This window comes from Rhodobacter ferrooxidans, assembly GCF_000176015.1.
Classification (GTDB): Bacteria; Pseudomonadota; Alphaproteobacteria; order Rhodobacterales; family Rhodobacteraceae; genus Pseudorhodobacter_B; species Pseudorhodobacter_B ferrooxidans.
The window spans coordinates 21,209-34,296 of record NZ_ACYY01000014.1; the positions used below are offsets into that span (position 1 = coordinate 21,209).

The following is a 13,088-nucleotide window of genomic DNA, read 5'->3' on the forward strand; positions in this document are numbered from 1 at the left end:
TGCGACTTTCAGAACATGTCCAGCAGGCGGCGCAGGTAGTCGCGCTCGCCGCTTGGCCGCGCCAGATCGCCCGAGCGGCGCCTGATCTCTTCCAGCAGGTTCTGCGCCCGCCGGTAAACATCCTGCCCCTGCAACAGGTTGCGGTCCGACCCCAGACGCGCTGCATTGCCCTGCTCGCGGCCCAGCGGGTCCAGCGCGCCACCTGGATCGGCGCGGTTGGTGGCCTGACGCTGGTCGCCGTTCTGCTGGCGTTGCGCTTCGGCCTGCGCTTCGCCCAACTGCCGCATCCCCTCGCGCATGGCTTCCATGGCGTCGGCCTGCCGGTCCAGCGCGCCTGAAAGATCGCCGTCGCGCAGCGCCTTTTCGGCGTCGTTCATCGCCCGTCCGGCCTCGTCCAGCGCCTGCCGCCCGGCCTCGCCCGGATCGGTGCCGGGGCCGGGCAGGCGGTTGCCGTTCAGCCCGTCCAGCCGGTTGCGCAGATCGCGCTGGCGTTCGGCAAGGCTGCGCGGGTCGCCGGTTTCGCCTTGCCCCACACCATCCTGCCCCTCGCCATCCTGGCCCTGCTGGCCTTCACCGGGCTGTTGGCCGGGCTGGCCTTGGCCGGGCTGCGGCGGATTGACCTTGTCCTGCAGGTCGCGGAAGGCGTCGTCCGACAGGTCCTGCTGGCCGCGCAGGGTGTCTTGCAGATCGCGCATCGCCTGCTGGCCGGGGCCACCCTGACCGCCCGGCCCCTGCGTCACCTGCATGTTTTCCATCAACTGCCGCAGCATTTCCATCATCCGGGCGGCATCGGCGGTGCGGCCTTCCTCGATGGCCTTCTGCAACTCGTCCAGCAACTGCTGCAACTGGTCGCCGGTCATTTCCATGCTGTTCTGGTTTTCCGACATCTGGCTGTCGGGGTTGCGCAGCGCCTCCTCGGCCAGCTGGTTCATATAGTCGGCCAGCGCCTCGCGCATTTCCTGCATGAGCTGGTCGATTTCGGCCTGATCGGCGCCGTTGCGGATGGCCTCGTCCAGCCGGTCCTGCGCCCGCTGCAACCGTTGTTGCGCCGAGGCCAGATCGCCCTCTTCCACCAGCAGAGCCACTTTCCACAACGCCTCGGCCAACTCGTCGCGCACCTGCGGCGTCAGGCGGTCCGCCTCGGCCTCCAGCCGCCGCATCGCCACCCGCAACAGCAGATAGGCGCGGTCGTTGCGGATCAGGTCTTCGGGCTGATGGGTGACGGCTTTCAGGATTTGCGACGCGCGCGGGGCATTGCTGCGCGCCCACAGAAGATCGCGCCGCATCTCGATGATCGCAGCGGCGAGGGGGTCGAAGAACCGCTTGCCGGGCAGGATCAGCGAGACCGGCGGGGTCTGGCCGGTCTGGCCCATGGCGTCGGTGACCTGCAGGGTGATCATCACCGGCAGGTTGGCAAAGGCATGTTCCGACAGGTCGTCGATCAGGTTTTCGTCAAACGTCGCCCGGTCGCCCGAGATCGGCAGCGGCAGGTCCAGAATGACCGGCGGCCGCGGTTCGGGGTCGACGGTCAGGCCATAGATGCGGTCGATGGCGGCGAGGTTCAGGGTGATGGTGGCCTGACCGCTGGCGATGCCGTAATCATCGCTGGCGGAAAACGGCAGGTTCATGCTGCCGTCCGCCTCGCGGCTGATCTCGCCCGAGGTGCGGATGGTGGGGGCGGTATCGGGCAGGGCGGTGATCACCCAGGCGCGGCCACCTGCGCCGTCGATGGCGATGGAACCGCTTTGCTGCACGGTGAAATCCAGCGGTGCGGCAGGGTCGGCGGGTTTGGTCACAGCAGAGTTGCCCGAGACGGTTTCCAGCAGCGACAGCGCCCCCGCCTCGCCGTAAAGCCGAACCTGCACCCAGCTGCCCTGCGGCAGGGCCAGCGCCTCGGCGGTGATGTCGTTGAGGTAAAGGGCGGGCTTGCCGGTATGGGCGGGCGGCTTGGCCCAGGCCTCCCAGCTTGGTCCGGCGGCCATGGCGGCGGCGTCACCGGCGGGGGAAAGCCCGGTGACCGAGGCCACCCGCCACAACGAGCCGAACGCCAGCGCCATCACCAGTGCGGTCAGCGCCACATAGCGCAGCGCAAAGGGGTCACGGCTGGACAGCCGCAGGTCGGGGCTGACCGGCTGCGCCTGCGCCGCCCGCGCCGCCATCCGCGCCCGATGCGCCTGCCAGACCGCAATCGAGGCCGGATCATGCGAGCCAATCGCCTGCACATCGGTCAGCGCCGCAATCGGCTGGCCCGGCAGGGTGGCATCCAGCCGGGCCAAAGCCTCGGCCCGCAGCGGCCGTTTGAAAGCGCCAAAGCCCTTGAAAAGTGCTGCAAACCCGGCCACCGCCGCCATGCCCAGCCCGCCCCAGACCGCCGTCAGCGGCAGGTGGTCCTGCACCCCGAAAGCCAGGGCGGCCAGCACGGCAATCAGCAGCGTCCACAAGGGCCAGAACGCCCGCACCAGCCGCTCGGCCCAAAGCCCCGCCAGCGTCAGCCGCAGCGGGACCGTCAGGCGCGCCAGCGCCATTTGGGCGTCGTATTCGGTCATACCCTCCGCCAGGCTGCGGGGCGCTGCGGGATCACAGCCATTCCGGGATGGTATCGCGGTTCAGGATTTCGTCAAACGTCGGACGCGCGCGGATGACGGCATAGTGATCGCCCTGCACCAGCACCTCGGGGATCAGCGGCCGCGAGTTGTATTCCGACGCCATCACCGCACCGTAAGCCCCGGCCGAGCGGAAGGCCACCAGGTCGCCCTCGGCCAAGGGGGGCAGGGCGCGGCCCTTGGCGAAGCTGTCGCCGGTTTCGCAGACCGGGCCGACCACGTCATAGGGCTGCATCTCGGTGCCGGGCGGGGCTTCGGTCACCGGCAGGATATCGTGATGCGCGCCATACATCGACGGGCGGGCCAGGTCGTTCATCGCCGCATCAAGGATCAGGAAATCGCGGTCCTCGCCCTGCTTGACATAGATCACCCCGGCCACCAGCACGCCTGCGTTGCCGGAAATCAGCCGTCCCGGCTCGATCTCGATCTCGCAGCCCAGATGGCCCAGCGTGCGCTGGATCATCGCGCCATAGTCCAGCGGCAAGGGCGGGGCCTCGTTGGAGCGGGTGTAGGGGATGCCAAGGCCGCCACCCAGATCAAGACGGCGGATGTCATGGCCTTGGGCGCGCAGGGTTTGTGTCAGGTCTGCGATCTTCTGGAACGCCTGCTCGAAGGGTTCAAGCTCGGTGAGTTGGCTGCCGATATGCACGTCGATGCCGACCACCTGCAGACCGGGCAGGCGGGCAGCTTCGGCATAGACCTGCGGCGCGCGGCTGATCGGGATGCCGAACTTGTTTTCCTTCTTGCCGGTGGCGATTTTCTCATGCGTGCGGGCATCGACATCGGGGTTGACGCGCAGGGCGATCGGGGCGGTCAGGCCAAGCTCGGTCGCCACCTGCGACAGCGCCCGCAGTTCGGGCTCGGATTCGACGTTGAACTGGCGGATGCCGCCCTGAAGGGCCAGACGCATCTCGTCGCGGGTCTTGCCAACGCCGGAAAACACGATGCGGTCGCCCGGCACCCCCGCAGCCCGCGCCCGCCGGTATTCACCGCCCGAGACCACATCCATCCCGGCGCCCAGATCGCCCAGCAGTTTCAGCACGGCAAGGTTGGACAGCGACTTGATGGCAAAGCATACCAGGTGCGGCAGGGGGTTCAGCGCCTCGGTGAACAGGGCGTAGTGCCGGGTCAGGGTGGCGGCGGAATAGCAATAGAACGGCGTGCCGACGCTGGCCGCGATCTCGGTCAGGGCCACGTCTTCGGCGTGCAGGCTGCCGTTGCGGTAAAGGAAATGGTCCATGGCCGGGCTTTCGTTGCGGGGGAGGAGCCGGGGGCCAGCCCCCGGACCCCCGGGATATTTGAGAACAGATGAAAGGTGGATCAGGTGACGGGGCGACTGCGCAGGAACAGATAGAGCGGCAGGCCGCAAGAGACGCCGATGCCAAAGGTGGCCGGGATGGCGATCAGCGCCAGCCAGTTCTTGCGCACCGTGGTTTCGGCGACGATCCAGACGGTCAGGCTGATGGCGGCAATCGTCAGATCCCAGGTCAGACCGGTGGTGGAGGCGTTGACATACCACGCGTCGATCATCGCACCGAAGCCGCCGTCGTTTTCCCGCATGTAGCGCAGGAAGTAATACATCGGGTGGATGGCGCCCCAGGTGGCAAGGGCGAGGTAAAGCAGCCGCAGCGGCGAGATCATCACAACTCCAGCCCGAATGTCGCTTCGCCGGTGACGCTCAGGCCGGGGGCCGGGGCGGGTTCGGGCGCACCGTCAACGCCGCAGGCGGCCAGCAGCAGGGCGGATATCAGCAGGATTTTGGGCATCAGAGTCTCTCCTTCCAGCGGGTGATCTGGGCGCGCACCTGATCGGGGGCGGTGCCGCCATAGGAGGTGCGGCTGCGCACCGAATTTTCCACCCCGAGCACGGCGAAAACCTCTGCGCGGATGCCGGGGTGGACCGATTGCATCTGATCCAGCGTCAGGTCGGGCAGATCGACGCCTTGCTGTTCCGCCAGCGCCACCAGCGTTCCGGTCACATGATGCGCCTCGCGGAACGGCAGGCCAAGCGCGCGCACCAGCCAGTCGGCAAGATCGGTGGCGGTGGAAAAGCCCGAGGCGGCGGCGGCGGCGAGGTTTTCGCGCAGCGCCGTCATGTCGCCCACCATGCCGGTCATCGCGGCCAGCCCCAGCATCAGCGTGTCGGCGGCGTCGAACACCTGTTCCTTGTCCTCTTGCATGTCCTTGGAATAGGTCAGCGGCAGGCCCTTCATCACGGTGAACAGCGCCACAGTGGCGCCAAGGATGCGGCCCAGCTTGGCGCGCAGCAACTCGGCGGCATCGGGGTTCTTTTTCTGCGGCATGATCGACGAGCCGGTGGTCCAGCGGTCCGACAGCCGCACGAAGCGGAACTGCGCCGAGGACCAGATCACCAGCTCTTCGGCAAAGCGCGACAGGTGCATGGCGCAGATGCTGGAGGCCGACAGGAACTCCAGCGCGAAATCGCGGTCACTGACCGAATCGAGGCTGTTGGCGGTGGGGCGGGCAAAGCCCAGCGCCGCAGCGGTCATCGCGCGGTCGATGGGGAACGAGGTGCCCGCCAGCGCCGCCGCCCCCAGCGGACATTCGTTCATCCGGGCGCGGGCATCGGCAAAGCGCGAGGCGTCGCGGGCCAGCATTTCCACATAGGCCAGCATGTGATGGCCCCAGGTGACGGGTTGCGCGGTTTGCAGATGGGTGAAGCCGGGCATCACCCAATCGGCACCCGCCTCGGCCTGCGCCAGAAACGCGCGCATCAGCGCCTCGATCCCCGCAATCGCCGCATCGCACTGATCACGCACCCACAGCCGGAAATCCACCGCCACCTGATCATTGCGCGACCGCGCCGTGTGCAGTCGCCCCGCCGGTTCGCCGATGATTTCCTTCAGCCGGTTTTCCACATTCATGTGAATGTCTTCCAGATCGGTGCGGAAGGTGAAACTTCCGGTCTCGATTTCTGACAACACCGTGAGCAGGCCTTCCCCGATGGCCTCGGCATCCGTATTGGAAAGGATACCGGTGGCGGCCAGCATGGCGGCATGGGCGCGCGAGCCTGCGATGTCTTGCGCGGCCAGCCTGCGGTCGAAACCGATCGAGGCGTTGATCGCCTGCATGATCGCGTCCGGCCCGGCGGCAAAGCGGCCGCCCCACATGGCATTGGCCGTCTGGGGGGCGGTTTGGGAAACGGAACGGGTCATGCGCTGGCCTTTGGAGGAATGATGGTGCGGTTCGGATTTGCTGTTCTCTATACGGCCTTGCTGTTTGGTGCAAATCCCGTGGCGGCGGATATCGCCCTGGCCGATGCGCTGCGCGAGGGCGACATGCGCAAGCTGGTGTTCAGCCCCGAGGCCAAGCCGCTGCCCGCGGTCGGGCTGCTGGGGCTGGACGATGCGCCGCGGACGCTGGCCGAGTTTCGCGGCAAATGGGTGGTGCTGAACTTCTGGGCCACCTGGTGCCCGCCATGCCGCGCCGAAATGCCGGGGCTGGAGCGGTTGCAGGCGGCGATGGGCAACGAGCGGTTGCAGGTGGTGACGGTGGCGACGGGGCGCAACCCGCTGCCTGCCATTCAGAAATTCCTGGCAGAGGTCGGTGTGACGCATCTGACCGCACTGCGCGACCCCAAGTCGGAACTGGGGCGGGCCATGGCGGTGATGGGCTTGCCGGTGACGGTGATCCTTGACCCCGAAGGCCGCGAGGTCGGCCGGATGCTGGGCGAGGCCGACTGGGACAGCGACAATGCAAGGGCCGTGTTGACGGCGCTGACCGGGGGCTGATCAGCCGCTGTTCAGGTGGCGGATCAGCGCCGCAGCCTCGGGCGTCGGGCGTTGCTCGATCCGGCGGTAGTCGCGGCAATCCTCGGTGCGGCTGATCAGTTTCATCTGCCACAGGGTGCGGCGCAGGATGGCGGCATCTCCGAAGCAATGCAGATCGTTCAGGCGGGCGCTGATCTGGCGCTCGGTCATGCTTTCGCGCGGCGGCAGGCGGGCCCACAGTGCCCACAGCGCCAGTTGCTGCTGCGAGGTGCGGGCAGGCCAGCTTTGCAGGCGGCCCTGGCCGTCGAAATACCGCAGCACCTGCGCCACGCGGGTCATGTCGGCAGATGCGGGCGCAGGGGTGGCCAGCCGGTCGCCCGCCCGGGCCGAGGCTTGCAGGTGCTGAAGATTGCGAAAGCCCGCGCCGCGCGCCAGCATGTTCATCAGCCCAAGGTGGCCGGGCAGGGTTTCGGCGTGCTGCAGTTGCTGGTGCAGTGATCGGGTCAGGGCCGACAGGTCATCGACCTGAAAGGGATGCAGGGTCCGGGTCATCTTGTCCTCATGGCGTGCCGGGCGGGGTCGCTGGTCACCGGCTTGCGAACAGGCACGCGATGGGAAAGAGGTATGCGCGTCCGTGGCAGGTTTAGCTGTCCTTGCGGACCGGTGACGCCTGGGTGAACTGCTGACCCTGCGGGCAGAGTGCCGCGATTGGCGGGGGACTGCAAGGGGTGGTTGGGGGCAGAGCGGGGGGCTGTCTGCCCCCAACCACCCGAGGATATTTGTGCAGAGAAGAAATCAGGGGGGCGGGGAGAGGGCCTTGTGGCGGTGGCAACTGGTCAGGTGGTCGTTGACCAGACCGGTGGCTTGCAGGAAGGCATAGGTGATGGTGGGGCCGCAGAACTTGAAGCCATCGGATTTCAGATCGCGCGAGATGCGGCGGGAAAGCTCGGTTTCCGTCGGGATTTCGCCGAGGGTGGCGAAGTTGTTCTGCAACGGTTGGCCATCGAGGTGGCGCCAGAGGTAATCAGCGAAGGGCATCCGTTCCTGCACCGCCAGATAGGCGCGGGCCGAGGCGATGGCGGCCTCGATCTTGCCGCGGTGACGCACGATGCCGGGGTCGGCCAGCAAGCGCGTGACTTCCGCATCACCCCAGCGGGCGATGGTTTCGGGGTGAAAGCCGTCAAAGGCGGCGCGAAAGGCCTCGCGCTTGCGCAGGATGGTGATCCAGGCAAGCCCCGCCTGAAAACCGTCGAGGATCAGCTTTTCCCACAGCGCCCGGCTGTCGTGTTCCGGCACGCCCCATTCACGATCGTGATAGGCCACATACAGCGGGTCGGTGCCGCACCAGGGGCAGCGGGTTTTGGCGTCTTGCATCGCGGCGGCCTTCTTTGTGCGGACAATTGATGGAAAATGCCGAATTTCACCCGGAATTTACCTCTGCGGCGGCAATATGTCGATGGTTTCAGGGGCATCCGGGAAGGGTCGGCGATGAAAGCACCAGAGCGCAAGCAGCGGCTGGCGGTGGCGGCGGGCGACGCCAACCCGCTGGCTTACGTCATTTCGCAGAACGACGCCGAAACCCTTGCCATGGTGCAGGCGGCGCTGGAAACCAGGCGGCTGCGGCTGGCATTCCAGCCGGTGGTATTGGCCGCCGACCCCGACAAGGTGGCGTTCTACGAAGGCTTCATCCGGGTGCTTGACGTGACCGGCCGGGTGATTCCGGCACGCGACTTCATGGGGGCGATCGAAACGCAGGAACTGGGCCGTCTGATCGACTGTGCCGCGCTGGAAATGGGGCTTTCGACCTTGGCACGGCAGACCGATATCCGGCTGGCCATCAACATGTCGGCGCGCTCCATCGGCTATCCGCGGTGGATGAAAACGCTGAAACGCGGGCTGCAACTGTCGCCCACCATCGGCGAGCGGCTGATCCTGGAGATCACCGAAAGCTCGGCCATGCTGGTGCCGGAACTGGTGATGGCCTTCATGGACGACCTGCAGCGCGAGGGCATCGCCTTTGCCCTGGACGATTTTGGCGCGGGCTTCACTGCCTTTCGTCATCTGAAGGACTTTTTCTTTGATATCATCAAGATAGATGGCCAGTTCATTCGTGGAATCCACCGCGACCGCGACAATCAGGTGCTGACAGCGGCGCTGGCGCAGATTGCGCGGCAGTTCGACATGTTCACCGTGGCTGAATCGGTGGAAACGGTCGAGGATGCCGAATACCTGCGGTCTGTCGGGATTGATTGCCTGCAGGGCTATCTTTTCGGAGCGCCCACCGCCAGCCCGGGTTTTGCCATCGACGCCAAGGATGGACAGCGCACCGGCTAAGCCGGCGGAGCCTCGCGCAAATTGCCGTTCCAGCGGCGCGATTGCGTGCAAAATCCTTGCGTTTGCGGCCAAGGATGCTTAGCCATGCTGCAAAGCGGCGAAGGCGGCCTTCGCGCAGCTTCGACCAAGGGAGAGGACCACAAATGACCAATGTCGTGATCGTTTCGGCGGGGCGCACCGCCGTCGGCAGTTTCAACGGCGCGTTTGCCGCCACGCCTGCGCACGAACTTGGCGCTGCGGTGATCTCGGCGGTGCTGGAGCGGGCCGGGGTGGACAAGGCCGAAGTGTCCGAAACCATTCTGGGCCAGGTGCTGACCGCGGGTCAGGGCCAGAACCCGGCGCGTCAGGCGCATATCCGCGCCGGTCTGCCGATCGAATCCTCGGCCTGGACCATCAACCAGGTCTGCGGCTCGGGCCTGCGGACGGTGGCCTTGGGCGCGCAGCACATCATGCTGGGCGACGCCGATGTGGTGGTTGCAGGCGGTCAGGAAAGCATGTCGCTGTCCACCCATGTGGCGCATCTGCGCGCCGGCCAGAAGATGGGCGATCTGAACTTCATCGACAGCATGATCCGCGACGGGCTGTGGGATGCGTTCAACGGCTATCACATGGGGGTTACGGCGGAAAACGTCGCCTCCAAGTGGCAGATCACCCGCGAACAGCAGGATGCTTTCGCCGTGGCCAGCCAGAACAAGGCCGAAGCGGCACAGAACGCCGGCAAGTTCGCCGCCGAAATCGTGCCGTTCGTGATCAAGACCCGCAAGGGCGATGTGACGGTGGATCAGGATGAATACATCCGCCACGGCGCCACGCTGGATGCGATGGCCAAGCTGCGCCCGGCCTTCGCCAAGGATGGCACGGTGACCGCGGGCAACGCCTCGGGGCTGAACGATGGTGCGGCGATGGTGCTGTTGATGTCGGAAGCCGAGGCGCTGCGGCGCGGGCTGACGCCGCTGGCGCGGATTGCGTCGTGGGCGACGGCGGGGGTGGACCCGGCGCTGATGGGCTCGGGGCCGATTCCGGCCAGCCGCAAGGCGCTTGCCAAGGCCGGCTGGAGCGTTGCCGATCTGGATCTGGTCGAGGCCAACGAGGCGTTTGCCGCCCAGGCCTGCGCCGTGAACAAGGACATGGGCTGGAACCCGGATATCGTTAACGTCAACGGCGGCGCGATTGCCATCGGCCACCCGATCGGCGCTTCGGGCTGCCGCATCCTGAACACGCTGCTGCACGAAATGGGTCGCCGCGACGCCAAGAAGGGTCTTGCGACGCTGTGCATCGGCGGCGGCATGGGTGTGGCGCTCTGCCTCGAGCGGCCGTAATCCGCGATTATTTCTGCAAATGCAAAAACCGGGACGCAACAATGTTGCGCCCCGGTTTCATTTTGGGTAACAGCATTTCAACAGTATTGCCTTAGGGAGGAATCATGTCGAAAATTGCTTTGGTCACCGGCGGGTCGCGTGGAATCGGGGCGGCGATCTCGGTCGCGCTGAAGGAGGCGGGCTATACCGTGGCCGCCAACTATGCCGGCAACGACGAGGCCGCGGCCAAGTTCACCGCCGAGACCGGGATCAAGACCTACAAATGGTCGGTGGCCGATTATGACGCCTGCGCCGCCGGGATTGCCCAGGTCGAGGCCGATCTGGGGCCGGTGTCGGTGCTGGTCAACAACGCCGGTATCACCCGCGATGCGATGTTCCACCGCATGACCCGCCAGCAGTGGCAAGAGGTGATGGACACCAACCTGAACGGCTTGTTCAACATGACCCATCCGCTGTGGACCGGCATGCGCGACCGCAAGTTCGGCCGGGTGATCAATATTTCTTCGATCAACGGCCAGAAGGGGCAGGCCGGGCAGGCCAACTATTCGGCGGCCAAGGCGGGCGATCTGGGCTTCACCAAGGCCTTGGCGCAGGAAGGTGCCCGCGCTGGCATCACCGTGAATGCCATTTGCCCGGGCTATATCGGCACCGAGATGGTGATGGCGGTGCCGGAAAAGGTGCGCGAATCGATCATCGCGCAGATCCCGGTCGGGCGTCTGGGCGAGGCGACGGAAATCGCGCGCTGCGTGGTGTTCCTGGCCTCGGATGACGCGGGCTTCATCACCGGCTCGACGATTTCGGCCAACGGCGGGCAGTTCGTGGTCTGACAAAGCGGCGCGCGCCCTCTTTGCTTCCTTGCGGGCGCGCATCGGTGGATCAGCGATGAAAGCCGCCAAGGCTTGAAGAGCGGCGCGTTTCGGGCCATGGCTTGCCGCCATGACCCGCGCCCGTGCCACGCTCATCGGTTTTTCCGCGATCCTGCTGTGGTCGCTCCTGGCGCTGTTCACCGTCGGCTCGGCCCCGGTGCCGCCGTTCCTTTTGAACGCGCTGTGTTTCGGCATCGGCGGCAGTATCGGCCTGCTCTGGATGCTGTCCGGCGCAGGCATCGGCGTGCTGCGCGGCGTGTCGTGGAAGGTCTATGCCTTCGGCACCGCCGGTCTGTTCGGTTATCACTTCCTGTATTTCAGTGCCTTGCGGATGGCGCCCGCCGCCGAGGCCGGTCTGGTTTCCTATCTTTGGCCCTTGTTCATCGTGCTGCTGTCGGGCCTGCTGCCGGGCGAGCGGTTGACGGCACAGCACATCCTTGGTGCGCTGCTGGCCTTCGCCGGGGTGGCGCTGATCGTGCTGCGCGGCGGCGCTGCGTTTCCGGCAGGTGCGGCGGCGGGGCTGGGGTTGGCGTTCTTGTGCGCCATCACCTGGGCGGTTTATTCGGTGGCCTCACGTCGGCTGGGCGCCGTGCCGACCGAGGCGGTGGCGGTGTTCTGTCTGGCCACCGCAGCGCTGTCTTTGGTCGCCCATCTGGCGCTGGAAACCACCGTTTGGCCAGTGGGGGCCCTGGGCTGGGGTTCGGTTCTGGCGTTGGGCGTTGGCCCGGTCGGCATCGCGTTCTTCACTTGGGACATCGGCATGAAGCGCGGCGACATCCAGATGCTTGGGGTGGCGTCTTATGCTGCGCCGCTGCTGTCAACGCTGGCGTTGGTGCTTTCGGGCAACGCGCAGGCGTCGCGCAGCATCGCCATCGCCGCGGTCATGATTACCGCAGGCGCTGCACTGGCGGCTCGCGCCAGTGCAGCATCGCGCAATCCTGATGCAAACTGAACAGCTTAGACCTGCGCCAGCCGTTCGATCTCTTCCTTGATCTTCAGCTTTTGCTTCTTGAGTTCGGCGATTTCAAGATCGTCCGAACCCGGGCTGCGCTGGATTTTCTCTACCTGTTCCGAGAGGGCCTCATGCTTGCGCCGAAGTTCAGCCAGATGTGCGGCGACGGTCATGTTCATCCTCCTGAGATTGGTCCGTTCCCCGTCATTCCATCACATATCCCGAACCTTGTCACGAGACCGTCGCATAAAATGACGCCTCCGATGGTGAAATCAGCGCCAGAGGTCGCAAAGGTCGGCACCATCGCGCAGCACGGCGCGGGCCTGTGGGCTGTGGCTGTCGCGGTCGATGTCATGCGCCACCCCTGCGTGCATGATGAACGGCGGCAGCAACCGGAAGGCGGCGCGCCCTCCCTTGCGGGCTTGCACAATCACCCGCAGCGCCGGGCGGCCTTCGCGCGGGGCAAGCGGCAGCACGGCGACCGATCCCAGACGCGCATCCATCGCCGCCAGCGCCTCGGGCAGCCGGTCGGTGCCCAGGATCAGCGTCAGCCAGCCGCCGGGGGCCAGCCTGCGGGTGGCGGACTCGATCCACAGCGCCAGCGGTTGCGATGTGCGCAGCGCCATGTCGCGGCCGGCGTCGGGCGAGGCGCTGCCGGTGGTCGGGTAATACGGCGGATTGGCGATCACATGGTCGAAATCGCGCAGCAACACGCCGGGCATCTGCGCCAGATCGCCCTCCACCACCTCCAGCGCCAACCCGTTGCGGGCGGCGTTACGGCGGGCCAGATCGGCATAATCGGCCTGCAATTCCAGCCCGGCCAGCGCCAACCCCGGCACCCGGGCGCCAAGGCACAACACCGCCGTGCCCGCGCCGCAGCCCAGATCCAGCACCGACTGCCCCGCACTGGCCCCCACACAAGCCGCCAGCAGCACCGGGTCCGAGGCCGCGCGATAGCCCCGCCGCGGTTGCAACAGATGCAGACGACCCCCCAGAAAGGCATCATCGCTGAGGTCGGTTTCGGCAAACACCTACAGCCCCGTCGCGATATCGTTGTCGGCCAGCACGATCCGCGCCCGCCACAGATCAGGGTCGGCCACCATCAATCTGCGCGGCAATATGCCAAGGCTGCCGTCCAGGATGCTCATGTGGACGTCCAGCACAAACACCGCTATATCCTCGCCCTGAAGCAGGGCCGAGGCAAAGGCGATGATCGTGGGGTCAGCGCTGCGCAGAAGTTCTTTCATGGCAACGAGATAATCGGCTGGCCGGCGGTCTGTCGAG

At 66.3% G+C, this 13,088-nt stretch carries 15 protein-coding genes; 5 read left to right on the forward strand and 10 right to left on the reverse strand.

Translation table 11 applies throughout. The annotated features are described in order from the left end of the window. Window positions 1–8: 8 nt before the first annotated feature. From RSW2DRAFT_RS11035 to argH, 5 genes are all read right to left on the reverse strand, one after another. Window positions 9–2,546, reverse strand: a complete 2,538-nt coding sequence (locus tag RSW2DRAFT_RS11035) for a TIGR02302 family protein (RefSeq protein ID WP_008030960.1) — start codon at window positions 2,544–2,546, stop codon at window positions 9–11. A gap of 31 nt (window positions 2,547–2,577) precedes the next feature. Continuing rightward, entirely contained in the window at window positions 2,578–3,843 is a 1,266-nt protein-coding gene (lysA, locus tag RSW2DRAFT_RS11040) for a diaminopimelate decarboxylase (protein WP_008030962.1), read from the reverse strand. An 80-nt stretch (window positions 3,844–3,923) separates the two neighbouring features. Next, a complete protein-coding gene (locus RSW2DRAFT_RS11045) occupies window positions 3,924–4,241 on the reverse strand; it encodes a DUF2834 domain-containing protein (protein ID WP_040672075.1) in 318 nt (105 codons plus the stop codon). 2 nt (window positions 4,242–4,243) lie between these two features. Further along, window positions 4,244–4,369, reverse strand: a complete 126-nt coding sequence (locus RSW2DRAFT_RS18710) for a hypothetical protein (RefSeq protein WP_008030964.1) — start codon at window positions 4,367–4,369, stop codon at window positions 4,244–4,246. After that, complete coding sequence (gene argH, locus RSW2DRAFT_RS11050) at window positions 4,369–5,778, reverse strand: argininosuccinate lyase (RefSeq protein ID WP_008030965.1); 1,410 nt, start codon at window positions 5,776–5,778, stop codon at window positions 4,369–4,371. The genes RSW2DRAFT_RS18710 and argH overlap by 1 nt, the downstream gene beginning before the upstream one ends. A 21-nt stretch (window positions 5,779–5,799) precedes the next feature. Between argH and RSW2DRAFT_RS11055 the strand changes: the two genes are divergently transcribed. Then, window positions 5,800–6,354: a TlpA family protein disulfide reductase gene (locus RSW2DRAFT_RS11055; RefSeq protein ID WP_008030966.1), complete on the forward strand. Its 555-nt coding sequence runs from the start codon at window positions 5,800–5,802 to the stop codon at window positions 6,352–6,354. On the opposite strand, the gene RSW2DRAFT_RS11060 is transcribed toward RSW2DRAFT_RS11055, so the two are convergent. Together RSW2DRAFT_RS11060 and RSW2DRAFT_RS11065 are read right to left on the reverse strand one after the other, a co-directional pair. Beyond that, a complete protein-coding gene (locus tag RSW2DRAFT_RS11060; protein WP_008030967.1) occupies window positions 6,355–6,885 on the reverse strand; it encodes a DUF2087 domain-containing protein in 531 nt (176 codons plus the stop codon). A 243-nt stretch (window positions 6,886–7,128) separates the two neighbouring features. Then, the gene (locus RSW2DRAFT_RS11065; protein ID WP_008030968.1) at window positions 7,129–7,707 is read right to left on the reverse strand and encodes a DNA-3-methyladenine glycosylase I; all 579 of its coding nucleotides are present in this window, start codon (window positions 7,705–7,707) and stop codon (window positions 7,129–7,131) included. Between the two features lie 114 nt (window positions 7,708–7,821). Here RSW2DRAFT_RS11065 and RSW2DRAFT_RS11070 point away from each other — a divergent pair, with 114 nt between their 5' ends. The 4 genes from RSW2DRAFT_RS11070 (at window position 7,822) to yddG (ending at window position 11,804) form a co-directional block, all read left to right on the forward strand. Next, window positions 7,822–8,667, forward strand: coding sequence for an EAL domain-containing protein (locus tag RSW2DRAFT_RS11070; RefSeq protein WP_008030969.1), 846 nt, complete (start codon window positions 7,822–7,824; stop codon window positions 8,665–8,667). Window positions 8,668–8,810: 143 nt separating this feature from the next. Continuing rightward, window positions 8,811–9,986, forward strand: a complete 1,176-nt coding sequence (locus RSW2DRAFT_RS11075; protein WP_008030970.1) for an acetyl-CoA C-acetyltransferase — start codon at window positions 8,811–8,813, stop codon at window positions 9,984–9,986. 104 nt (window positions 9,987–10,090) lie between these two features. Continuing rightward, on the forward strand, window positions 10,091–10,813 hold the full coding sequence (gene phbB / locus RSW2DRAFT_RS11080; RefSeq protein ID WP_008030971.1) for an acetoacetyl-CoA reductase: 723 nt from the start codon (window positions 10,091–10,093) through the stop codon (window positions 10,811–10,813). 109 nt (window positions 10,814–10,922) lie between these two features. Next, window positions 10,923–11,804 carry an aromatic amino acid exporter YddG gene (gene yddG / locus RSW2DRAFT_RS11085; protein WP_008030972.1) on the forward strand — a complete coding sequence of 294 codons (882 nt, stop codon included), beginning with the start codon at window positions 10,923–10,925 and terminating at the stop codon, window positions 11,802–11,804. A gap of 5 nt (window positions 11,805–11,809) precedes the next feature. Here yddG and RSW2DRAFT_RS17480 read toward each other — a convergent pair whose 3' ends face one another. The 3 genes from RSW2DRAFT_RS17480 to RSW2DRAFT_RS11095 all read right to left on the reverse strand — a co-directional run bounded on the left by RSW2DRAFT_RS17480 (window position 11,810) and on the right by RSW2DRAFT_RS11095 (window position 13,051). Continuing rightward, complete coding sequence (locus RSW2DRAFT_RS17480; protein ID WP_008030973.1) at window positions 11,810–11,977, reverse strand: YdcH family protein; 168 nt, start codon at window positions 11,975–11,977, stop codon at window positions 11,810–11,812. A gap of 99 nt (window positions 11,978–12,076) precedes the next feature. Next, window positions 12,077–12,835 carry a tRNA1(Val) (adenine(37)-N6)-methyltransferase gene (locus tag RSW2DRAFT_RS11090; RefSeq protein WP_008030974.1) on the reverse strand — a complete coding sequence of 253 codons (759 nt, stop codon included), beginning with the start codon at window positions 12,833–12,835 and terminating at the stop codon, window positions 12,077–12,079. Beyond that, complete coding sequence (locus RSW2DRAFT_RS11095; protein ID WP_008030977.1) at window positions 12,836–13,051, reverse strand: putative signal transducing protein; 216 nt, start codon at window positions 13,049–13,051, stop codon at window positions 12,836–12,838. It lies immediately after the preceding gene. Window positions 13,052–13,088 lie beyond the last annotated feature (37 nt).

Coding starts and splice junctions, on each gene's coding strand:
- RSW2DRAFT_RS11035 (WP_008030960.1), bottom strand. CDS start 2,546: ATGACCGAATACGACGCCCAAATGGCGCTGGCGCGCCTGACGGTCCCG.
- lysA (WP_008030962.1), bottom strand. CDS start 3,843: ATGGACCATTTCCTTTACCGCAACGGCAGCCTGCACGCCGAAGACGTG.
- RSW2DRAFT_RS18710 (WP_008030964.1), bottom strand. CDS start 4,369: ATGCCCAAAATCCTGCTGATATCCGCCCTGCTGCTGGCCGCCTGCGGC.
- argH (WP_008030965.1), bottom strand. CDS start 5,778: ATGACCCGTTCCGTTTCCCAAACCGCCCCCCAGACGGCCAATGCCATG.
- RSW2DRAFT_RS11055 (WP_008030966.1), top strand. CDS start 5,800: ATGGTGCGGTTCGGATTTGCTGTTCTCTATACGGCCTTGCTGTTTGGT.
- RSW2DRAFT_RS11060 (WP_008030967.1), bottom strand. CDS start 6,885: ATGACCCGGACCCTGCATCCCTTTCAGGTCGATGACCTGTCGGCCCTG.
- RSW2DRAFT_RS11065 (WP_008030968.1), bottom strand. CDS start 7,707: ATGCAAGACGCCAAAACCCGCTGCCCCTGGTGCGGCACCGACCCGCTG.
- RSW2DRAFT_RS11070 (WP_008030969.1), top strand. CDS start 7,822: ATGAAAGCACCAGAGCGCAAGCAGCGGCTGGCGGTGGCGGCGGGCGAC.
- RSW2DRAFT_RS11075 (WP_008030970.1), top strand. CDS start 8,811: ATGACCAATGTCGTGATCGTTTCGGCGGGGCGCACCGCCGTCGGCAGT.
- phbB (WP_008030971.1), top strand. CDS start 10,091: ATGTCGAAAATTGCTTTGGTCACCGGCGGGTCGCGTGGAATCGGGGCG.
- yddG (WP_008030972.1), top strand. CDS start 10,923: ATGACCCGCGCCCGTGCCACGCTCATCGGTTTTTCCGCGATCCTGCTG.
- RSW2DRAFT_RS17480 (WP_008030973.1), bottom strand. CDS start 11,977: ATGACCGTCGCCGCACATCTGGCTGAACTTCGGCGCAAGCATGAGGCC.
- RSW2DRAFT_RS11095 (WP_008030977.1), bottom strand. CDS start 13,051: ATGAAAGAACTTCTGCGCAGCGCTGACCCCACGATCATCGCCTTTGCC.